Origin of the sequence: Hungatella hathewayi WAL-18680 (assembly GCF_000235505.1) — a bacterium.
Classification (GTDB): domain Bacteria; phylum Bacillota; class Clostridia; order Lachnospirales; family Lachnospiraceae; genus Hungatella_A; species Hungatella_A hathewayi_A.
Genome location: NZ_JH379027.1, coordinates 2279550 through 2299913 on the forward strand (window position 1 = coordinate 2279550; position 20364 = coordinate 2299913).

Here is a 20364-nt window from a genome sequence, read left to right on the forward strand (position 1 = left end):
AGATATGAGCAGACAATACATATAAAAAGTGTACAAAACCAAAGAAATGACTGACTATCCGGCTCCGTGAATCTCTGCTAAAATGTACCTATCAAACAAAAACAAGAGAAACGTGTGGGAGGTAACAAAGAAATGAAGAGAAAAGTTTTAGCAGGATTTCTGGCAGCGGCCATGACGGCATCCTTACTGACAGGCTGTGGAAGCAAGACGACAACCGGTGACGGAGGAGAGACCACCGCCAAGGCGGAGGCAGGAGCCACAACCGCGGCGGCCGACTCAGTGAAGCCATCCGGAACCGAGGACCCGAAGCTGGCAAAAAACATGAAGATTTTATCCATCTGGGCCGAGGACAACGACAACGGCGTGCTGTTAAAAGCCCTGTGTGAGAAATACCAGAGCGAAGTCAATCCAAACTTCACCTGGGACTACGAGGTGGTTTCCTCAGACAACTTGAGACAGAAGGTGGCAACCCTGGTGGCCTCCAACGACCTGCCGGACATGTTCGTCTACGAGTCAGGAAAACCGATTGTGGACTTGATTGACGCCGGGAAAATCGTCAACGTTTCCCAGGTATTAAAAGATTTTGACTGCGAAGCTTCCATGAACCCGTCAGCCGTATCCTCCTTAAAGAACTTATCCGGAACGGAAGACATCTATGATTTACCGCTGGGCATGAACGTGGAAGGTTTCTGGTACAACAAGGCCCTGTTTGAGCAGGCCGGCTGTGAAGTGCCAAAGACCTGGGACGAGTTTGAGGAGGTTCTGGCTAAACTGAAAGCTGCCGGAATCCAGCCAATCTCCTGTGGAGCCGCTGACAAATGGGGTGCAACCCGTCTGTTAAACGCTTATCTGGTGAGAATCGCCGGACCAAACGCCATGGCCGACGCCGATGCGGGAACCGCCAAATACACCGATGAGAATTACGTGAAAGCAGCGCAGAAGATTCAGGATTGGGCCAATGCCGGATACTTCGGCGAGGGCGTGAACACCGTGGATATGAACACCGCAGGCTCCATGCTGCTGACCGGACAGTCCGCCATCTTCTACACCGGCTCCTGGTTCACCAGCAACTTAAATGACCCGTCCCAGAACCTGGCAGGCGAAGACGGAATCGGATTCTTCAACGTACCGGTGGTAGATGCTTCCATCAGCGATGAGAACAGCTGGTCCATGAACTGCGGCAACATCTTAGCCTTCGGCCAGAAGAACTATGACGAGGCAACCGGCTGGTTTATCAAATACTTTGTGGAGAACATGGGCGACCTTGCCATGGAGATCCAGGGCAGCGTAAAGGGCTACAACTACACCGTGGAGACCGACAATGCAAGCGGATACACCCAGATGGTTCTCGATACTATCAACAGCGCCCAGAGTGCATTTACCTGGTTCGAGGCTACCATGGGCAATGAAGTCCAGAACGTGGCAAAAGACGGAATCCAGACCCTGCTGACAGGAGAATTATCAGCGGAGGATTACATGAAGTCCATCCAGGAAGCCTGGGATATGGCGCAGTAATCACTGTAAAGAACCGGCTTTAAACAGCCTGGGGAATATAGAATCAATCCGGTAAACCGGAACAGATACGGGGCGCTGTGAACTTTTAAAAAGAGGAACAGCGCCCTTATTATGCCAGTCAGTCATTTGTGGAATGGGAAAATCCAGGAGGTTGTGCGCTATGAAGAAGGTATTGGAAAACAGGACGGCCATTGCGGTATTTATCGTGCCTGCGTTAATTGTTTACTCCGGCATTGTCATACTGCCGGTATTGTGGTCCTTGTATTATTCGTTTTATTCCGGGTCACCGGGACTGAAGTGGGAGTTCTGCGGTTTTGACAACTTCTTCCGCCTGTTTGGTGACACCAATTTTAAGGCATCGCTGGTAGTCAACTTAAAATACATATCGGTGGTAATGCTGGGCCAGGTGGGCATGGGCCTTTTGCTGGCGCTGCTGTTCAACTTCTGGTTGAAACGGTTTAAAAATGTCATCCGCACCCTGGTGTTTTTCCCGGTGGTGCTGCCGACCGTTGCCGTGGGCCAGCTGTTCCAGAAAATCTATGAAATCCAGCCAAACTACGGACTGTTAAACAGCTTGCTGGACAGCCTGGGACTCACCAACCTGGTCCAGCCCTGGATCGGGCAGGCGTCAACGGCACTGGGAAGTCTGTGCGTGATGGATATCTGGGTGGCCATGGGCTTCTACGCCGTTATTTTCTACGGCGCCCTGCTTGACATTCCCGGCGACGTGATTGAGGCCGCAAGAATCGACGGGGCCAGCGGCCTTCAGCTGTTCCGCTACATCCTGATGCCGCTGCTTCGCACCATGATTATCACCTGTCTCATCTTCAGCTTCTCCGGCACGGTGAAAATGTTCGAGTCCGCCACGGCCCTGACAAACGGCGGCCCAGGCGCGGCCACAAGGTCGCTGTCCATGTACATGTATAATGTTTCCTTCACCTACAACAAGGTGGGATACGGAAGCGTGGTGGCGTTGTTTATCTTCCTTCTGTGTGTGGTGGGCTCGTCCATCATCCGGAAGTTTGACTACAAAGAATAGGAGGTTAAAACCATGAAAAAAGGAATCAAATCAATAGGAATCAAGCTGGTGATATTCTGCCTGGTAGTGATAGAGGTTTACCCCCTGTTCTGGATGCTGACGGCTTCCCTAAAGCAGCAGAGTGAGTGGACCAGCAAACCGGCCTACGCGCTGAATGCAGGCTTTTATTTCCAGAACTATATCGAAGCGTGGACCAGAGGCAACATGGCCACCTTCTTCAAGAACAGCTTTATCTGTACCGTGGTGTCTCTGTTCTTCATCGTGGTGTTTACGGTGACGGTCAGCTTCGCCGTGACCAAGATGAAATGGAAGCTGAAGGGCTTTATCGGCAAATACTTTGAATTCGGAATCATGATTCCGGTGGCCACCGCCCTGATTCCGCTGTTCCAGATTTACTCCGGCATGGGTCTGTTAAACAGCCGCCTCTGCCTGATTATCACCTACACGGCCTTCGGACTGTCCTTATCCATCCTGCTGACCACCGGATATCTGCGCTCTTTCCCGGACGAGATTATGGAGGCGGCGGTGATTGACGGCTGTGGCATCTACAAACTGATGTGGTACGTGGTGGTTCCCCTTATGAAAAATGCCATCGTCACCGTGCTGGTACTGCAGTTCTTCTTTAAATGGAACGATTTGATTTTCTCCATGACCTTCATCAGCGACCAGAAGTTAAAGACAGTGCAGACGGGACTGCTGTATTTCCAGAATGAGTTTGGCGCGAAGAACTGGGGCGCGATTTTCGCCTCCGTATCCATGTGCGTGATTCCGATGCTGATTCTGTATATGATTCTGAACAAGAGAGTCATTGAGGGCATGACGGCAGGCGCCGTGAAGGGCTGATGCGCCGGAGCGGTGTGAGAGAAAGGACGGAAAGGATGACGAAAATGACGACGAAAACGATGACAGAATGTGACAGAAACCGCTATGCGGGGATGATAAAAGATTATGTGGCAGAACATGTGGGGGCTCTTTTAAAAGAGCCCCATGACTTTATCCGGTACCCCTTCATTGACCCGGGAAGCGTCTATGACGGGAATGTGTGGGACTGGGATACCTACTGGTCCGTCTACGGACTATTTGGCATGATGGATACCTTTCCGGAGGAGATACGGGAGAAGATTCTGGTCCACGCCAGGGGAAATGTGGAGAATTTCATGGACCACCAGCTGGAGGACGGCTACATTCCCATGATGATCGAGGTGGGAGAGTGGCCGGAGCCCTATTTAAACGGAAAACACAAAGAGGGAGTGCTGATGAACATGCACAAGCCCTTTTTGTGCCAGCAGATGTGCCTGATCAGTGAGTTTCAGGGGGATTTTGGCTGGACGGAGCCGTACCTGGAGGGATTGAAGAGGTATTTTGAGTGTTATTACCGCAATTATTATATGGAGGACAAGGGCCTGTTTGTCTGGTGCGATGACATCATGATTGGCATGGACAACGACCCGGCTTCCTTTGGACGGCCCAAATTCTCCACCGCCAACATCTATCTCAATTCCTTTATGGTGATGGAAATGCAGGCGTATGCGAAGCTTCTCCAGTCGTTTGGGGATATGGAGACGGCCGGGGAGTGGGAGAGGAAGGCAAAAGGTCTGGTACAGGTGATCCAGGAGGAATGCTGGGATAAGCGGGACCGGTTCTTCTACTCCGTGGATGTGGATATCAGGACCAGAACCTTTGACTGGTTCCACCAGGGACTGGGCGTGTTCTGGAAGACGCTGCCCATCAAAATCCGGGTGTGGTCCGGGTTTATCCCCATGTATGCCGGTTTTGCCACGAAGGAGCAGGCGGAGGAGCTGGTGAGACATTACCATGACGAGACCACCTTCCACTGTGATTACGGCATCGCCACCCTGGCAAAGGATGAGAAAATGTTTAACTTAGAAGCCACCAACAACCCGTCCAACTGGCTGGGACCGGTATGGTTGGTTGCCAATTATGTGGTATTTAAGGCCATGCTGCGTTACGGATACCGGGCGGAAGCCGAGGAAATCTGTGAGAATTCCTTAAAGCTGCTGGGCCGGGATTTGGAAAAGACGGGATGCATGCACGAGTACTACGACCCATACACCGGGGAGCCGGTGATGAACGGCGGGTTTATCAACTGGAATCTGCTGGCCGTCAATATGGTGGATGATTTGGAGAAAGCGGGAGCGGAGGTGTGAGATGGTTGAGATAGAGACGATGAGTAAAATGCAGGTGGAGAGTCAAGCACAGACAAGGGATTTCGTTTCTGGCGCTGCAAAAAAGCCCTGGGACAATGGCGCCCTGCGTGTCCACGAAAACGGCCGGTATTTTGTCAACGGGGATGTCCCCTTCTTCTGGCTGGCGGACACCGCCTGGCTGCTGTTTCACAAGCTGGACTTAGAGGAGACCTACCGCTATCTGCGAAACCGGAAGGAGAAGGGATACAACGTAATCCTGGCCGACTTCCTTCACACCTCGGACCAGAAGAACCTGGCGGGGGACAGCGCCCTTCATGACGGCGATTTCACCAGAGTGAATATCGACGGAACCTTCTGGAGCCATATAGACCGGGTGATAGAGATGGCGGAGGAACTGGGACTCTACATGGGGATTCTCCCCGTGTGGGGCAGCAGCATCGTGCGGGACGAGGGCTCCCTGACCATGGACAACATGAAGAACTACATGAACTTCGTCCTGAACCGGTACCACAAGTATCCAAACCTTATCTGGATAGCAGGCGGCGATGTGAGAGGGGACGTGGACCTGGAACTGTTCCACGCCATGGGAGCCATGATGAAGGCGGATAACCCGGAGCGCCTCGTCACCTACCACCCCTTCGGCCGCTGTGATTCCTCCCAGTGGTTTCACGAAGCCCCCTGGCTGGACTTCAACTTATTCCAGTCCGGCCACCGCAGATATGACCAGGATGTGCTTGGAACCTGGGACGACAACCGCCAGACGGAGAGCAGCTTCCGGGAAGACTGCTGGCGCTATGTGGAGAGCGACTACGGGAAAATGCCAGTCAAACCCACACTGGACGGCGAGCCCTCCTACGAGTGGATACTCCAGGGCCTTCACGATAAAAACGAGCCCTACTGGCAGGCCGCCGACGTCCGCCGCTATGCCTACTGGGACGTCTTCGCCGGAGCCGCCGGCCACACCTACGGCCACAACGCCGTGATGCAGTTCCAGCGCCGGGAGGAGGAGCAGGGAACCTTCGGGGTCAATGTCCCCTGGGATGAGGGCATCCACCACTCCGGCGGCGCCCAGATGAAGCACTTGAAAGACCTGATGGAATCCGTAGACTTCCTCAACGGAAAACCGGCCAGCCACTACCTGCTGTCCCAACAGGGGGAAAAGTATGAGCGCATCAGTGTGTACGCCGGGCCAGATTACCTGATGGCATACAGCTATACCAATCGTACCATAAAACTATCGCTAAAGGATTACAAAGATAAACCAATGGCAGTCTATTGGTTCTGCCCGGCCACCGGCGTCAGGAGCTATATCAGAACCGTCACCGGCCAGGACGAAATCATGGAAACTCCGTCCCCCAGCGATGAGACGACAGATATTGTTCTGCTCTTGCAGGAGGAAAACCAAGCATTTTCGGAGAATATCTGAAAAATAGCATAATAAGAGTTGATTAATTCCCGTTCCTATTGTATACTTTCAATAAGAATTTAAAGGAGGGATGTAGGATGTTATACAAGAAAAAGAAAGACATGATTCCCATTCCCATCGAGCACTGTATGGGAGGGGAGGGAACCGTGATGATGGAGCGTCTCCTGGATGCCCCGGAGGAGATGCTGGGCAAGGGCCGCGCCTACGTGCGCCACACCCTGAAACCAGGCGTCACCATCGGAAGCCATACCCATGAGCACGAGATGGAGACCATGACGGTCCTGTCCGGCCACGCCAGACACGTGGTGAACGGAGAGGAGCAGTTCCTGGAGCCGGGAGACATTATCGGCGCCATGCCCGGTGACACCCACGAGATTGCCTGTGTGGGAGATGAGGACCTGGTGGTTATCGCCCAGGTACTGTATGAATAATCAGGAGGGAGAACCATGGAAGGAAAGAGAAATGCCGCAGTGCTGGACATCTATCCCCCATATGACAGACAGGAGATAGATTTGCTGCTGACGGCGGAAGCGGAGTTAAGCGGCCGGAAAATCATCGTTCTGGACGATGACCCCACCGGAGTGCAGACCGTGCACGATGTGTCCGTCTACACGGACTGGTCCTTAGAGAGCATCCGGGATGGATTTGCGGAGAAGAATAAGCTGTTCTTTATTCTCACCAACTCCCGTGGCTTCACCGTGGAACAGACCACAAAGGCCCATCAGGAGATTGGCGCCCGTGTGGACCAGGTGGCGAAGGAGATGGGGATGGAGTATCTGATTGTCAGCCGCGGAGATTCCACGCTGCGGGGACATTATCCTCTGGAGACCAGACTGTTAAAGGAAGCCCAGGAGGCCGGCAATCCATGGAAGATAGACGGGGAGATTCTCTGTCCCTTTTTCGCCGAGGGCGGCCGCTTCACCATCGACAATGTCCATTACGTGAGATACGGCGAAGAGCTGGTGCCAGCGGGGGAGACGGAATTTGCCAGGGATAAGACCTTTGGCTATCAATCCTCCAACCTCTGTGACTACATAGAAGAGAAGACGGAAGGAGCCTATAAGGCGGATTCTGTCATCTGCATTTCCCTAGAGGATTTGCGGGCCGGAAAATTGGAGCAGATAACCGGGCAGCTGATGTCCGTAAGCGATTTCGGGAAAATCATCGTCAATGCCGTGGATGAATACGATGTGAAAATGTTCTGCATCGCCCTCTACCGGGCCCTGGAGCGGGGAAAACATTTCACCTTCCGCACGGCGGCGGCCTTCGTGAAGGCCCTGGGTAATATCAGTGACAAACCGCTGCTCACCCGTGAGGAGATGGTGACGCTGAAAACACCGGCCGGCGGCATCGTGGTCATCGGTTCCCATACGAAGAAAACCACCATGCAGATGGAGGAGTTAAAGAAGTTAAAGGACATTCTCTTTATAGAAATGAATTCTGATTTAGTTTTGCAGGAAGGCGGCCTGGAGGGAGAGGTGGAGCGCATTTTATCTCTCAGCGGCAACGCCATCCGAAACGGTCAGACCGTTGCCATCTATACAAGACGCCAGCTTCTGACGGTGGAGAACGACACGAAAGATGCGGCCCTCGTCCGCTCCGTGAAAATCTCAGACGCCGTCCAGTCTTTAGTGGGGCGTCTGGAAGTGACACCCGGATTCGTGGTAGCCAAAGGAGGCATCACCTCCAGCGATGTGGGGACGAAAGCCCTTCAGGTAAAACGGGCCACGGTCCTGGGCCAGATTCGACCCGGCATCCCCGTATGGCAGACGGGAGAGGAGAGCCGGTTCCCCGGCACCCCCTATATCATTTTCCCAGGAAATGTGGGAGAGGTGGAGACGCTTCGTGAAGCTGTGGAGATATTGATGGGGCAGACGATATGATATTGTGCAATATGCACAATAAAATGATACAGAACCGTGAAAAACATCAATAGACATCAAAAACATTATCAGGTACAATAAAACCATATTAAATGTAGGATGTTTAACATCCTACGTAGGATGCAGAGCGAGGAGCAGCGAAAGAAAAACCGAAGGATATGCGGAATGCAGAAAGATGCAGTTTGCAGGATACCATGCGGCGCGCACTGCAGGACATAACGAAAGGGGAAACAAAGCAGATGAAAGTAGGACTGATTTATACCAGCACGACGCCGGAGCTGATACAGCTGGTGGAGCAGGAAGTGATAAAGCAGCTTGGCAGTGATGTGGAGCTGCTGAGTCTGGAGGATGCTTCCATTCTGGCCGAGGTGCGGGAGGCGGGTTATGTGACCACAGCCCCGGCGGCAAGACTGATTGGCATGTACATGAAGGCGGCCGAAGCGGGAGTGGACGCCATGTTAAACCTGTGTTCCTCCGTGGGGGAGGTGGCAGACTGTGCGCAGGATGCGGCCAGATATCTGGGAGTGCCCATTGTGAGAGTGGACGAGGAGATGTGCCGGGAAGCGGTGAGAAAGGGACAGAAGATAGCCGTTATGGCGACCCTTCCGACTACCTTGGAGCCCACCAAGAACACCATCAACCGGGTTGCCAGAGAGATGGGCAGACACGTGGAATTGGTGGATGTGCTGGTGGATGGAGGCTTCGGTCTGGACCAGGAGCAGTTTAAAGCCCTGATGGCCGAGTATGCCGGCAAAGTGGCTGGGGATGTGGACGTCATCCTGTTTGCCCAGGGTTCCATGGCCTACTGCGAGGAATACATCGCCGATATGTATCACAAGATTGTACTGTCAAGTCCCCGTTTTGGGGCCGTGGCGCTTAAAGAAGCGCTGGTTGCAAAGGGTGTTATGTAACTGAAAACATATAATTAAGAAATCATATGGGAGGAATTATCAAATGAGAAAGACATTATCCGTACTCGTATCTACCATGCTGGCTGTGAGCATGCTGGCCGGCTGTGGAAGCAAATCCACATCCACACCAACCGAAGGAACCACCACGGCGGCAGCCGCCAAGACGGAGGATACCACCGCGGCTGTCACACCGAGCGCAGACGCCATCACCTTGAAACTGGGCTTCTCCACCAACGAGGAGGACCCGCGTGCCAAAGCTTCCCAGGAATTCAAGAAAGAGGTGGAGGAAAAGAGCGGTGGAAGCATTGTGGTGGAGATATATCCGGCAGGACAGCTGGGAGGCGACGCCGCGTTAATCGAAGCCATGGCTCTGGATTCCGGTACGGTGGATGTCATTATCACGGACGCCAGCAACTTTGCTACCTACGAGCCGAAGATGGGAATTTCCGCCCTTCCGTTCCAGTTTGAGGGATTTGAGGATGCCTGGGAATTCATGGACGGTGAGATTGAGAAAGAGGCGGAGGATTTATTAATCGAGCAGAACATGAGAGTCCTGGCTCACTATGACAACGGCTTCCGCTGTGTCACCAATTCCAAGAAAGAGATTGGCGCGCCGGCTGATATGGCCAATATGTTAATCCGTACTCCGGAGAATCCGGTTATCATGGCGACCATGAAAGCCCTTGGCGCCAACCCGCAGCCGCTGGCATTTTCCGAGTTATACCAGGCATTGCAGCAGGGAACCTATGACGCCCAGGAGAACCCGATCCCGGTTATCTACAACAACAACTTATATGAGGTTCAGAAATATTTATCCGTGACCAACCATATTTACTCCGGTATGTGCTTTACCATCACCGAGTCTACCTGGAACAAGATGAGCGCCGAGCAGCAGGCGATTGTGGACGCGGCCGCCAAGTCATCCGCGGAGTTTAACCGTCAGATGAACAAACAGCAGACAGAAGAGATGCTTTCCACCTTGAAGGAGAAAGGCATGATTATCACAGAACCTGACCTGGCACCGTTTGCCGAGGCAACCGCAGGGGTGGCAAACGACATGAAAGCCACATACGGCGATTTACTGGATAAGGTAAATGAGTGGAAGGCCAGCCGCTGATAGGCAGAGCAGGATATTGTGGGCGGACGGGCAGAGCCTATCCGCCCCTTTTGAGGAATGGGTGGGGATATACGATTGAAGGAGGTAAGGTATGCATAAGCTGCAGTCAGGAATTGATACCGTCAGCACCGTCATTTCCGCCATCATGTGCGGATTGATGATGACGATACTGACCGTCAATATTATATTGAGATATTTACCTGGATTCGGAGGGTTTAGCTGGTACATGGAGAGTTCCCAGTACCTGAATGTCTGGTCCATGCTCATAGCGGGCATCGCCATCTCGGTCAGGACACAGCACTTGAAGGTGAATCTGGCGGAGGACTTGGCAAAGGGCATCGGCAAAAAGATTGTGAAGATTCTGGTGGCGGTGTTTAACGTGCTGTTCTATATCGGCATGGCCTACGGCGCCTATCTGCTGGCGACCAAGGCGAAGCAGAGCATTTCCACCATGCCCCAGTTTAAGATGGCGCAGGTGTACTGGATGATACCGGTGACGGCAGTTCTCAGCGCCATATCGGTGGTCATTGGATTAATTGTGGATTTAAAAGACATGGATAAGGAGGGGGCGAAGGCATGATAGCATTTTTACTGATTACCTTTTTTGTATTGCTGGCTCTCGGCGTTCCGATTGCCATGTCACTGGGGCTTTCGGCCATGGGCGGAATTCTGTTCCTGGACGGCGGCAGCATGGTTTCCGTGGGACAGAGAATGTTTGAGGGAATGAACTCCTTTGCGCTGCTGGCAATTCCGCTCTACACCTTTGCGGGATTTACCATGAGCAAGGGCGGTATCTCCGACCGTCTCATGGGCTTTTGTTACTCCATCGTGGGACGTTTTACCGGTGGTCTGGCCCATGTAAATGTGTTGTCCAGTATGATTTTCGCCGGTATCTCCGGCTCGGCGGTGGCGGATACGGCAGGCGTCAGCGGTATGATTATGCCGCAGATGGTGAAGAAGGGGTACAGCAAGAAACTGACGGTTGCCGTTACGGCCATTTCCTCTACGATTGGTATCGTCATTCCGCCAAGTATTCCCATGGTGGTTATCGCCGGAATCCTGGGCATCTCCACCGGAAAGCTGTTTCTGGGCGGTATCATTCCCGGAATCATGCTGGGTGTAGCCCAGATGGCGGTTTCCTATTTCCTGGCAAAACGGGAGGGAGTGCCGAAGGAGGAAGGCCATTTTGACATGGGAGAGTTCCTGAAATACGGCTGGGAATCCCTGCCGGCGCTGCTGATGCCGATTATCATTGTTGGCAGCATTACCACCGGTATCGTGTCTCCTACGGAGGCGGGAGCCATTGCCGTGGTTTACGGACTGATTGCCGGCGGCCTGATTTACAAGGAGTTAAAATGGGCGGATATCAAATTCGCATTTTGCGAGACCGTGAAGACAAGCGCCAAGATATTCCTGGTGATTGGCTCCGCCAAACTGTTTACGGTTATGCTGACCACAGCTGGATTTGACAAATGGGTGGCGAACACCATGCTTGGCGTCTCGGACAATCCTACCATTATTTTGATACTGATATTACTGATATTCTTTATTGTTACTATGTTTATGGAGTCCATCGCGACTTTGACACTGTTTATGCCGATTATCTACCCGATTGCCATGGCAGTTGGAATCGACCCGACGGTGATGAGCGTGCTGATAACCGTGGTCATCGGCATCGGACTTGTGACACCGCCGGTGGGAATGTGTATCTATGTGGCCTGTGATTTGATGGAAATGCGGGTGGGCCAGGTCATGAAGACGCTGGTGCCGTATCTGGCGGCTACCTTCGTTGTGCTGGCGCTGCTGATTGCCTTCCCGCAGCTGATATTACTGCCGACGGGACTGGTTAGATAAACTGATTTCAAATCCTGTAAAGATGTGATAAAATGGTCTCATATTCAGGTTTTACATATTTCGAAGAAAGTCAGAGGTTTTCAATATGGGAGAGGGAAAATCATTATTAAGCACATCTTTACAGAATAAATCGGTGGTGGAGAGCATCATCGACAGAATCGTGTCCGCGATTATCGAGGGAGAACTGGGGCCGGGAGACCGGCTTCCCACCGAGATGGAGCTGTGCCGTGATTTGGGTGTGGGACGAAATTCCGTGAGAGAGGCCATCAAAAAGCTGGAGGCTTACGGGGTGGTTTATATCAAGCGGGCGGAGGGTACCTTTGTCAGCGAGACCTACAACCGGAGAATGCTGGACCCCATGCTGTACGGCATGATACTTCAGAAGGACAGCTGGCAGGATTTGATTGAGCTGCGGCGGGTGCTGGATATCGGAACGCTGGACGTGGTTATCAGCCACCAGGTGACGGAGGAGCAGTTAGACACCCTGAAAGCGTGTGTGGAGCAGATGGAGAGGGCTATGGATGTGGAAAAGCCGTCCGTCACCGCTATCATGGAGGCGGACTCGGAGTTTCACATGGCCATTGCCAGATTCACCGGCAACGAGCAGCTGGTCAACATCACCGACTACATCACCAGAATTACCATACCGTCCAGGCGAAAGACCATCAAGCGGGTGCTGGAACAGGGCGGAACGGAGCATTTTATCGACCTGCACAGGCAGCTGATTCAGGTTATTGAGCATCAGCAATATGAGCAGATAAGCAAAGCGGTCATGGACCACTATGTATATTGGAAAGAGGAAGAGCAGGAGATGTGACATGAAAAAAATATTGATTTCCGTGGCGCCGGTGGCGGCGACGGACATCCTGATTAATCCGAGAGCGATTGCCAAGGATGTCATCGCCTGCAGCAAGGCAGGGGCCGGGATGGTTCATCTGCATGTCAGGGATTTAAATGGGCAGCTGACGCCGGATTTATCGCTTCTGGAGGAGACGGTCCGGTATATCCGCTCGGAGTGCGACATTGTCATTCAGGCGTCCACAGGCGGCGTGTCCAATTTGACGATTGAGGAGCGGTGCGCGCCGGTGTTTGCCGACTGGGTGGAGGCCAATTCTCTGAATGTGGGCTCCGTCAATCTGGGGGACGCGGTGTACCGCAATCCCATTGAGGAAGTGCATTACTGTGTGGAGCAGATTATCCGGAATCACAAGACGCCGGAGATTGAAGTGTTTGAGATTGGAATGATTAAGACGGTGAGGGACTTGGCGGAGAGGTTTGATTTTGTGAAGCCGATTCTGTTCAGCATCGTTCTGGGACATATTGGAGCGGCGCCGGCTACCGTGCGGACGCTGAAATCCATGCTGGAGGCATTTTACGAATTCTTCCCTGGGGAAGGTGAGGCGCTGTGGGGAATCACCCACGCCCACCGGACTGATTTTGAGATCATGAAGGCGGCTCTCGATATGGGGGCATCCACAGTGAGAATCGGGTTTGAGGACAGCAATTACTTAAATCCCACGACCCAGGTGGACAGCAATGTGCCATTGGTGGAAGCGGTGGCGGATATCGTGAAGACGAAAGGGATGATGCCGGCCACACCGGCTGAGATTCGGGCCATGTTGAACATTCATCCTCTGAAACCGGGAGTGTTTGGACGATGAGACAGGCGCAAAATGGAAGGAAGTGAGCAGCAGTGATCATGATTCAGGGAGTGCGTTATCTATCCGATTTTGAGGCCAAGAAAGCCATGACAGACGTGGGGAAACGGATGGCGGAGAAGGGATATGTGATTGCATCCGATGGAAGTTTGAGTGTCCGGGTGGGACCAAACGCCGTGTGGATCACCGTCGGGGACGCAAACAAGGGAAGTCTGAGCCAGGATATGATGGTGAAGGTGGACCTAGACGGGAATCCGGTGATGAGAGCGAAGACAGTGGAGCTGCCGGAGGAGATGAAGCTTCACTTAAAGATATACCGGGAGAATGAGAACATCCGGGCAGTCATCCACGGTTACCCGCCTGTGGCGACAGGACTGGGGATTCAGGGAATCGCCATTGAGGGAGCCGGGTTTACCAAGACGCTGAGGAAGCTGGGCAGTGTGCCGGTGGTTCCCTGCGGGGATATGGACGCTGCGGCCCAGACCGTGGGACGGATTGGAAAAAGCGGGAGAGGCGTCCTGCTTCAGAATAATGGATGCATGACCTGGGGAGAGACGCCGCAGGATGCATTCGGGATGTTGGAAGCGATGGAGTATTATGGGATTGTGTTGAGAGGAATGGGTGGCGGAACACCGGGGATGTGCGGGACGACAGTCGCGGCGTTGCAGCCGGGAATGGTTGGGCAGTCAGGAACGACCGTGCAGGTTGGTGTGGCGTTGCAGCCGAGAATGGCGGTACAGTCAGGAATGGCCGTTCAGCCCCAACTGTCAGGTGTGACAGAACTGGTAAAGCCAGGCTCTTTCCAGCCTTCTACATCCGACGTTATACATAATATGAATTGCGGTGCAGTGGGCAACCGTGAAACTGGATACCAGACATCCGGATATCAAAATCCGGTGTCCCGAACACCGGCTCCATCCCAGCCGCCGGCCAGCCCGGCGCACCCCGCGGCGGTGGTACCCGTCACGGAAAAACCGAAAGCCGATGTTATGGCTGAGGTGGTTCGAAGAACCATGCAGAACTATCATTGATAGAGAGAGGGTCAGAAGATGGATATCAGTTCAAACGAGATTGAATTAATCGTCAAACAAGTCATCGCCGGCCTTGGGGCGCCGGAGAAAAGCCAGGCCCCGGGGCCGTCGGTGTTCACCTTATCCCCGCTAAACCGTCAATCCGGCGCCACGGTCTACGGCAGCAAAACTGGCAATGACGGCGTCTTCGACGATATCGAGGATGCCATAGAAGCGGCTTATCAGGCCCAGCGGGATTATGTGGCCAATTATAAGGTATACGACAGACAGAGAATCATCGAGGCCATCCGGAGGACGGCCAGAGACCATGTGGAGACCATGTGCCGCATGATCGTGGAAGAGACAAAAATGGGACGTTATGAGGACAAACTGGAGAAGCACCTGGCGGTCATCAACAAGACGCCCGGTCCGGATTGTCTGAACACGGAGGCCATCTCCGGGGACGAGGGCCTGATGCTGGAGGAGTACGCGCCATTTGGCGTGATTGCCGCCATCACCCCCACCACAAACCCCACGGAGACCATCATCAACAACACCATCAGCATGATAGCCGGTGGAAATGCCGTGGTCTTCAACGTACATCCCACGGCAAAACAGGTATCGGCTTACTGCCTCCAATTGCTGAACCGGGCAATTGTGGACGCCGGCGGACCGGAGAACCTGATTACCATGGCCAAAGAGCCGACCATGGAAAACGTGAACAAACTGGCGGCCAATCCCCACATCCGCATGATGGTGGGAACCGGAGGCATGGGTATGGTAAATGCCCTGCTGCGCTCCGGCAAAAAGACCATCGGCGCGGGAGCCGGCAACCCGCCGGTTATCGTGGACGAGACGGCCGATGTGGAACTGGCCGGCAGAGAGATATATAAAGGGGCGTCATTTGACAACAATATCCTCTGCTTTGCGGAGAAGGAAGCCTTCGTGGTGGAGAGCGCCGCCGACGGCCTCCTCTATAACCTTCGCAAACAGGGGGCGGTACTTACTTGACAGCGCCCACGACGGAACGCCTCCTATCCATCGTATTCCAGCCTAAAAAACAAGGGAAATGGATACGAGGTCAACAAACAGTGGGTGGGCCGCGATGCCTCCCGCATTCTGGAGCAGATAGGAATCACCGGTGTGGATACCAGACTGCTGATTTGCGAGGTGGAGAAAGACCATCCATTGGTGACGGTGGAGCAGATGATGCCCATTCTTCCCATCGTCCGCTGCCGGGACTTTGAGCAGGCCGTGGAGTGGGCGGTGGAGGCCGAGCATGGCAACCGTCATACCGCTTCCATCTTTTCCAAAGACGTGGAGCACATGACCCGGTTTGCCAGGGCCGTCGAGACCACCATCTATGTCAAGAACCGTGCCACCATGGCCGGGGTGGGCATCCGGGGGGAGGGCCACTGCACCATGACCATCGCAGGCCCCACCGGAGAGGGAATCACAAACGCTAAGAGCTTCACCAGACGCAGAAGATGCATGCTGGCGGAAGGCGGATTACGAATCATATAAATAGAAACCGTTCAAGGAGGAAATGAAAATGGCAGCAATCGGATTTATTGAGACAAAGGGATTAGTTGGCAATATCGAGGCGACAGACGCCATGTTAAAGGCCGCGGACGTGGAGCTGGTAGGAACAGACACCATCGGCGCCGGCCTGGTAACCGTAGTAGTGACCGGAGAGGTGGGAGCCGTGAAGGCGGCCACGGAGGCGGGAGCCGAGGCAGCCTCCAGAGTGGGAGAGCTTCTGGCCGTCCACGTGATTCCAAGACCCCATGCGGACATCGCTAAAATCCTTCCAAAACCAGGTCCTGCGGCGAAATAACAGGTGGCTGACAGGAAAAAATGAGAAACGGCAGAAGAAAAGAACGCAGGATGTGAAACCATAGAAACATCGAAAACTGGAGAAATCGAAACACGGAGAAGTCGAAAAGTCGAGAGGAGATAGAACAATGGCAGTGGAAAAACAGTTGGAAACTTCAAAATTACAGGCGCTTGGCATGATTGAGACCTACGGTCTGACAGCAAGCATTGAGGCGGCGGACGCCATGTTGAAGGCGGCGGATGTAGAGCTGGTGGGCAGTGAGAAAATCGGCGCCGGCCTGGTGACCGTCATGGTACAGGGCGATGTGGGAGCCGTAAAGGCAGCCACGGAAGCGGGAGCCGAGGCGGCTTCCAGAGTGGGCGAGTGCGTATCCGTCCACGTCATCCCAAGACCTCACGGAAGCGTAGGCGTGGTACTTCCCCAGGCCAAATAGGGCGGGAGACAATAATACGGAGACAAGGAGAGCCAGACTATGATTTACCATGACGTGACAACCGAACAGCTGACCAGAATCATAGTGGACGCGGTGAAACAGGAGCTGAACCGGGAACCTCTGGTTCCCACCGGCATTTCCGTCCGCCACATCCATCTGGAGCGAAAGCACATCAACCAGCTGTTCGGCTACGGTCATCAGCTTCAGGTGAAAAAAATGCTGAGCCAGCCCGGCCAGTACGCCTGCGAGGAGACGCTGGACGTCATCGGACCAAAGGGCATTCTGAAGGGAGTCCGGGTGCTGGGGCCGGAGCGGAACCAGTCCCAGGTGGAGGTGGCCCTTACCGACGCCAGAGCGCTGGGAGTGACACCACCGGTGAGAGCCTCCGGAGATTTGACGGGAACGCCCGGCATCCTCCTCCGGGGGCCGGAGGGGGAGGTCGCGCTGGAACAGGGCGTCATCGTGGCGGACCGCCACATCCACATGAGTCCGGAGGACGCCGCCCGTTTTCATGTGAAGGACAAGGAGCTGGTCCAGGTGGAAATTGGCGGGGAGAAGCCGGGCATCATGGGCCATGTGAGAATCCGGGTCAGCAGCGATTACGCCCTGGACTTTCACATTGACACCGACGACGGCAACGCCTTTCTCTTAAAACAGGGCCAGCCGGTAAAGGTGCTGACAGCACAGGAAAAGGAGTAGAACATGATTCTGGGAACCGTGAAAGGAACCGTGGTATCCACCAGAAAGATGGATAATCTTGTGGGATATAAATTCCTGCTGGTGGAACCGTATTTTGGAGATCAATCAAAGATTATCGTGGCGGGCGATACCATAGGGGCCGGCATCGGGGAACTGGTGCTGGTGACGACGGACGAGACTACCCAGCACGCCCTGACCAGGGAAGCGCCTGTGGACGCGTTTATCGTTGGGATCGTGGATAACCCGCCGGTTATTGGGAAATAGCAGACCAGGAGGCAGTGGATATGAAAATTATCATCATCGGCGGAGTGACAGCAGGTATGTCCGCCGTATCAAAAATTACGGGAGGCAGCAGGGCGGAGGTGGTGGTCTATGAAAAAGGGGCCATCTGTTCCTGTGGAACCTGTGGACTTCCCTACTATCTGGCCAACCGGGAAGCGGATATCCGACAGGCCGTGGCGGCCATGGAGGAAACGTTAAGGACATCCGGCGTGACGGCCCACTGCCGCCATGAGGTTCTGTCCGTCGCGTGTGATAGAAAACAGGTAACGGTGAGAAATCTGGACAACGGCCAGGTATTTGACGACCATTACGACAAACTGGTGATAGCTGCCGGCTCCCACAACCTGATTCCCGACGTGCCGGGAGTTGAGAAGGTGGGCGTCCAGGTGCTAAAGACCGTGGAGGACGTGATATTCTTAAGGGAGTTCACCAAAACCCCCTTTGTCCATGACATCACCATCATCGGCGGCAGCTTCGCCGGTCTGGAGCTAGCAAAGGCATTTTTGAAAATGGGCCGCTCGGTGCGTATCATCGAGAAGGAAGACCAGCTGTTGCCAACCTTTGACAGGGAGGTATCCGCCATGATACAGCGGGAGCTGGAGGAGAGCGGTGTGAAGATTCACTTGAGGGAGACTTTAAGAGGATTTACCGGCGGTACCTTTATCGAAAAGACGGAGACCAGCCGTGGAAGCTATGACACGGATTTGGCCATGATGGCGGTGGGAGTGGCACCAAACACCGGATGTTTAACCGGCTCCGGCATTTCCATGACGCCTCAGGGGGAGATCATCATCAACAAATCTATGGAGACAAATGTTCCGGACGTCTACGCCGTGGGTGACTGCACCCGCTCCCTGGAGGGTTCCCTGCGGACCTCCTCGTTAAAGATGGCGGATTTGGAGATCGCAAGAACCGGTCTCACCGAGCAGGAAGCCAAAAAGCAGGGCGGCATGGGCAGCCGGGTGAAGACAGCCCTGGTGACCGCCAACGACCGACCGGGACTCTGCCCTAACGCCAATCAGATAACCGTGAAAATGGTCTATGACGGGGCAAGCGGCCGGATTCTGGGCGCCCAGGCATGGGGAAAGAAGAATGTGATTGCCAGAATCAACATGTTTGCCGTGGCCATTGAATCGGGTATGACGCCGGAGCAGCTGGGAAATGTGGACTTTTCCTATTCCTCAGCCGCCTCCTCCATCTGGGACCCGGTCCAGGTGGTATGCCACGACGCGAGATAGGCGGGAGGGAATCACATGGAGAGAATTGACGCAGTAGGTTTGAGTTTTTTTGGCAAAGGCGCCATCCGCCAGCTGCCGGCAGAACTGAAAAAGATGGGCATCCGCCGGGCCCTGGTAGTCACGGATCGGTTTCTGTACGAAACCGGTGTGGCGGAGCGGGTGGGCCGCGTTCTGCTGGAGGGCAATACGGAGTATGCCATCTACTATCAGGTCCAGCCCAATCCCACCGTTCAGGTGGTCAACGAGTGCCTGATGGCCGCCAGAACCCTTGAGGTGGATATACTGGTGGCTGTGGGAGGCGGCTCCGCTATCGACACGGCCAAGGCGGTGAGCATTGTCATGGCCAACGGCGGGAGCGTGGAGGACTACGAGGGAACCGGCAAATCGGCCCGCCCGGGGATTCCTATTGTGGCGGTCAACACCACCGCCGGCACCGGCTCCGAGGTGACCAGCTTTTACATTGTGACTGATACGGAGAAGCATTCCAAGATGGCTATGGTGGACACAAACTGTATGGTGCGGATTGCCATCAACGATATTGATTTTATGATGAGCATGCCGCCGAAGCTGACGGCGTCCACCGGCATGGATGCCCTGACCCACGCACTGGAAGCGGTGCTGTCGGTGCGGGCAACTCCCTTCACGGACAAGGACGCGCTCTGGGCCATCGGGACAATTTGCGAAAACCTGCCCAAAGCTGTTTCAGACGGTGGTGACGAGGAGGCCAGGACCATGATGGCCTACGCCGAGTACGCCGCGGGAATGGCATTTTCCAACGCGGGGCTTGGGATGGTTCATGCCATGGCCCACGCCCTGGGAGGACGCTACAACCTGCCTCACGGCGTCTGTAACGCCGTTTTGCTGCCCTATGTATTGGAATACAACGGAGCGGCCCCGGAGGCCCGGATTCGCTTCGAAAAGATAGCAAAAGCCATGGGGCTGGAGGCGGCAGCAGGCCAGACAACGGCCGCATACGGCTCTTCTCCCGGCGCCCAGACAGTATCCACCGTGATAGAAGCCGTCCGGCAGCTGTCACGGCAGGTGGGGATTCCCCAGAGTTTAAGCCTGCTGGAGCCGGTGAAGACAGAGGACTTCCGCATCCTTGCCGAGCTTGCCATGAAGGATACCTGCATGGCGGACAACGCGGTGCGGCCGACACTTCAGGAAGTCATTCAGGTTTACCACCATGCATATCAGGGCAGATAGTACAGAAAACATCATATAACCACCCCCTGTCAGAATTCCGGCAGGGGGTGGTTGTTTTGGCACATGAACATTTGCAGACTCAGCACCA

The 20364-nt window shown here is 54.2% G+C and carries 22 protein-coding genes; all 22 read left to right on the forward strand.

Annotated features, from left to right (window positions below; translation table 11 throughout):
- Positions 1 to 132: 132 nt before the first annotated feature.
- Positions 133 to 1515: an ABC transporter substrate-binding protein gene (locus HMPREF9473_RS10170; protein WP_006780017.1), complete on the forward strand. Its 1383-nt coding sequence runs from the start codon at positions 133 to 135 to the stop codon at positions 1513 to 1515.
- A gap of 160 nt (positions 1516 to 1675) precedes the next feature.
- Entirely contained in the window at positions 1676 to 2554 is an 879-nt protein-coding gene (locus HMPREF9473_RS10175) for a carbohydrate ABC transporter permease (protein ID WP_006780018.1), read from the forward strand.
- A 12-nt stretch (positions 2555 to 2566) separates the two neighbouring features.
- On the forward strand, positions 2567 to 3397 hold the full coding sequence (locus HMPREF9473_RS10180; RefSeq protein ID WP_006780019.1) for a carbohydrate ABC transporter permease: 831 nt from the start codon (positions 2567 to 2569) through the stop codon (positions 3395 to 3397).
- Positions 3398 to 3441: 44 nt separating this feature from the next.
- The gene (locus tag HMPREF9473_RS10185; protein WP_242830795.1) at positions 3442 to 4722 is read left to right on the forward strand and encodes an MGH1-like glycoside hydrolase domain-containing protein; all 1281 of its coding nucleotides are present in this window, start codon (positions 3442 to 3444) and stop codon (positions 4720 to 4722) included.
- A 1-nt stretch (position 4723) separates the two neighbouring features.
- On the forward strand, positions 4724 to 6148 hold the full coding sequence (locus HMPREF9473_RS10190; RefSeq protein ID WP_006780021.1) for a DUF4038 domain-containing protein: 1425 nt from the start codon (positions 4724 to 4726) through the stop codon (positions 6146 to 6148).
- A gap of 77 nt (positions 6149 to 6225) precedes the next feature.
- Positions 6226 to 6579 carry a cupin domain-containing protein gene (locus HMPREF9473_RS10195; protein ID WP_006780022.1) on the forward strand — a complete coding sequence of 118 codons (354 nt, stop codon included), beginning with the start codon at positions 6226 to 6228 and terminating at the stop codon, positions 6577 to 6579.
- A gap of 15 nt (positions 6580 to 6594) precedes the next feature.
- A complete protein-coding gene (locus HMPREF9473_RS10200; RefSeq protein WP_006780023.1) occupies positions 6595 to 8031 on the forward strand; it encodes a four-carbon acid sugar kinase family protein in 1437 nt (478 codons plus the stop codon).
- 239 nt (positions 8032 to 8270) lie between these two features.
- Complete coding sequence (locus tag HMPREF9473_RS10205) at positions 8271 to 8942, forward strand: aspartate/glutamate racemase family protein (RefSeq protein WP_034859131.1); 672 nt, start codon at positions 8271 to 8273, stop codon at positions 8940 to 8942.
- 43 nt (positions 8943 to 8985) lie between these two features.
- On the forward strand, positions 8986 to 10059 hold the full coding sequence (locus HMPREF9473_RS10210; protein ID WP_006780025.1) for a TRAP transporter substrate-binding protein: 1074 nt from the start codon (positions 8986 to 8988) through the stop codon (positions 10057 to 10059).
- Between the two features lie 91 nt (positions 10060 to 10150).
- Positions 10151 to 10639, forward strand: coding sequence for a TRAP transporter small permease (locus tag HMPREF9473_RS10215; RefSeq protein WP_006780026.1), 489 nt, complete (start codon positions 10151 to 10153; stop codon positions 10637 to 10639).
- Complete coding sequence (locus tag HMPREF9473_RS10220) at positions 10636 to 11913, forward strand: TRAP transporter large permease (protein ID WP_006780027.1); 1278 nt, start codon at positions 10636 to 10638, stop codon at positions 11911 to 11913. Before HMPREF9473_RS10215 ends, HMPREF9473_RS10220 begins: the two co-directional genes overlap by 4 nt.
- An 85-nt stretch (positions 11914 to 11998) precedes the next feature.
- Positions 11999 to 12730, forward strand: a complete 732-nt coding sequence (locus tag HMPREF9473_RS10225; RefSeq protein WP_006780028.1) for a FadR/GntR family transcriptional regulator — start codon at positions 11999 to 12001, stop codon at positions 12728 to 12730.
- Position 12731: 1 nt separating this feature from the next.
- The gene (locus tag HMPREF9473_RS10230) at positions 12732 to 13574 is read left to right on the forward strand and encodes a 3-keto-5-aminohexanoate cleavage protein (RefSeq protein WP_006780029.1); all 843 of its coding nucleotides are present in this window, start codon (positions 12732 to 12734) and stop codon (positions 13572 to 13574) included.
- A gap of 38 nt (positions 13575 to 13612) precedes the next feature.
- Positions 13613 to 14602: a class II aldolase/adducin family protein gene (locus HMPREF9473_RS26155; RefSeq protein WP_006780030.1), complete on the forward strand. Its 990-nt coding sequence runs from the start codon at positions 13613 to 13615 to the stop codon at positions 14600 to 14602.
- A gap of 18 nt (positions 14603 to 14620) precedes the next feature.
- Positions 14621 to 15592: an aldehyde dehydrogenase family protein gene (locus HMPREF9473_RS10240; RefSeq protein ID WP_006780031.1), complete on the forward strand. Its 972-nt coding sequence runs from the start codon at positions 14621 to 14623 to the stop codon at positions 15590 to 15592.
- An 84-nt stretch (positions 15593 to 15676) separates the two neighbouring features.
- The gene (locus HMPREF9473_RS28135; protein ID WP_006780032.1) at positions 15677 to 16105 is read left to right on the forward strand and encodes an aldehyde dehydrogenase family protein; all 429 of its coding nucleotides are present in this window, start codon (positions 15677 to 15679) and stop codon (positions 16103 to 16105) included.
- Between the two features lie 22 nt (positions 16106 to 16127).
- Entirely contained in the window at positions 16128 to 16418 is a 291-nt protein-coding gene (locus HMPREF9473_RS10245; RefSeq protein ID WP_034858253.1) for a BMC domain-containing protein, read from the forward strand.
- Positions 16419 to 16545: 127 nt separating this feature from the next.
- Entirely contained in the window at positions 16546 to 16851 is a 306-nt protein-coding gene (locus HMPREF9473_RS10250; protein ID WP_006780034.1) for a BMC domain-containing protein, read from the forward strand.
- A 39-nt stretch (positions 16852 to 16890) separates the two neighbouring features.
- Entirely contained in the window at positions 16891 to 17550 is a 660-nt protein-coding gene (locus HMPREF9473_RS10255) for a phosphate propanoyltransferase (RefSeq protein WP_006780035.1), read from the forward strand.
- A gap of 3 nt (positions 17551 to 17553) precedes the next feature.
- Complete coding sequence (locus tag HMPREF9473_RS10260) at positions 17554 to 17814, forward strand: EutN/CcmL family microcompartment protein (RefSeq protein ID WP_006780036.1); 261 nt, start codon at positions 17554 to 17556, stop codon at positions 17812 to 17814.
- A gap of 20 nt (positions 17815 to 17834) precedes the next feature.
- The gene (locus HMPREF9473_RS10265; RefSeq protein WP_006780037.1) at positions 17835 to 19070 is read left to right on the forward strand and encodes an FAD-dependent oxidoreductase; all 1236 of its coding nucleotides are present in this window, start codon (positions 17835 to 17837) and stop codon (positions 19068 to 19070) included.
- A 15-nt stretch (positions 19071 to 19085) separates the two neighbouring features.
- Positions 19086 to 20276 carry an iron-containing alcohol dehydrogenase gene (locus HMPREF9473_RS10270; RefSeq protein ID WP_006780038.1) on the forward strand — a complete coding sequence of 397 codons (1191 nt, stop codon included), beginning with the start codon at positions 19086 to 19088 and terminating at the stop codon, positions 20274 to 20276.
- Positions 20277 to 20364: the final 88 nt, after the last annotated feature.

Excerpts from the sequence above, each read along its gene's own strand:
- HMPREF9473_RS10245 (WP_034858253.1), top strand. The coding sequence starts at position 16,128 with ATGAAAATGGCAGCAATCGGATTTATTGAGACAAAGGGATTAGTTGGC.
- HMPREF9473_RS10180 (WP_006780019.1), top strand. The coding sequence starts at position 2,567 with ATGAAAAAAGGAATCAAATCAATAGGAATCAAGCTGGTGATATTCTGC.
- HMPREF9473_RS10195 (WP_006780022.1), top strand. The coding sequence starts at position 6,226 with ATGTTATACAAGAAAAAGAAAGACATGATTCCCATTCCCATCGAGCAC.
- HMPREF9473_RS10215 (WP_006780026.1), top strand. The coding sequence starts at position 10,151 with ATGCATAAGCTGCAGTCAGGAATTGATACCGTCAGCACCGTCATTTCC.
- HMPREF9473_RS10175 (WP_006780018.1), top strand. The coding sequence starts at position 1,676 with ATGAAGAAGGTATTGGAAAACAGGACGGCCATTGCGGTATTTATCGTG.
- HMPREF9473_RS10185 (WP_242830795.1), top strand. The coding sequence starts at position 3,442 with ATGACGACGAAAACGATGACAGAATGTGACAGAAACCGCTATGCGGGG.
- HMPREF9473_RS10190 (WP_006780021.1), top strand. The coding sequence starts at position 4,724 with ATGGTTGAGATAGAGACGATGAGTAAAATGCAGGTGGAGAGTCAAGCA.
- HMPREF9473_RS10260 (WP_006780036.1), top strand. The coding sequence starts at position 17,554 with ATGATTCTGGGAACCGTGAAAGGAACCGTGGTATCCACCAGAAAGATG.
- HMPREF9473_RS10220 (WP_006780027.1), top strand. The coding sequence starts at position 10,636 with ATGATAGCATTTTTACTGATTACCTTTTTTGTATTGCTGGCTCTCGGC.
- HMPREF9473_RS10250 (WP_006780034.1), top strand. The coding sequence starts at position 16,546 with ATGGCAGTGGAAAAACAGTTGGAAACTTCAAAATTACAGGCGCTTGGC.
- HMPREF9473_RS26155 (WP_006780030.1), top strand. The coding sequence starts at position 13,613 with ATGATTCAGGGAGTGCGTTATCTATCCGATTTTGAGGCCAAGAAAGCC.
- HMPREF9473_RS10265 (WP_006780037.1), top strand. The coding sequence starts at position 17,835 with ATGAAAATTATCATCATCGGCGGAGTGACAGCAGGTATGTCCGCCGTA.
- HMPREF9473_RS10225 (WP_006780028.1), top strand. The coding sequence starts at position 11,999 with ATGGGAGAGGGAAAATCATTATTAAGCACATCTTTACAGAATAAATCG.
- HMPREF9473_RS10200 (WP_006780023.1), top strand. The coding sequence starts at position 6,595 with ATGGAAGGAAAGAGAAATGCCGCAGTGCTGGACATCTATCCCCCATAT.
- HMPREF9473_RS10170 (WP_006780017.1), top strand. The coding sequence starts at position 133 with ATGAAGAGAAAAGTTTTAGCAGGATTTCTGGCAGCGGCCATGACGGCA.
- HMPREF9473_RS10230 (WP_006780029.1), top strand. The coding sequence starts at position 12,732 with ATGAAAAAAATATTGATTTCCGTGGCGCCGGTGGCGGCGACGGACATC.
- HMPREF9473_RS10270 (WP_006780038.1), top strand. The coding sequence starts at position 19,086 with ATGGAGAGAATTGACGCAGTAGGTTTGAGTTTTTTTGGCAAAGGCGCC.
- HMPREF9473_RS10240 (WP_006780031.1), top strand. The coding sequence starts at position 14,621 with ATGGATATCAGTTCAAACGAGATTGAATTAATCGTCAAACAAGTCATC.
- HMPREF9473_RS10210 (WP_006780025.1), top strand. The coding sequence starts at position 8,986 with ATGAGAAAGACATTATCCGTACTCGTATCTACCATGCTGGCTGTGAGC.
- HMPREF9473_RS10205 (WP_034859131.1), top strand. The coding sequence starts at position 8,271 with ATGAAAGTAGGACTGATTTATACCAGCACGACGCCGGAGCTGATACAG.
- HMPREF9473_RS10255 (WP_006780035.1), top strand. The coding sequence starts at position 16,891 with ATGATTTACCATGACGTGACAACCGAACAGCTGACCAGAATCATAGTG.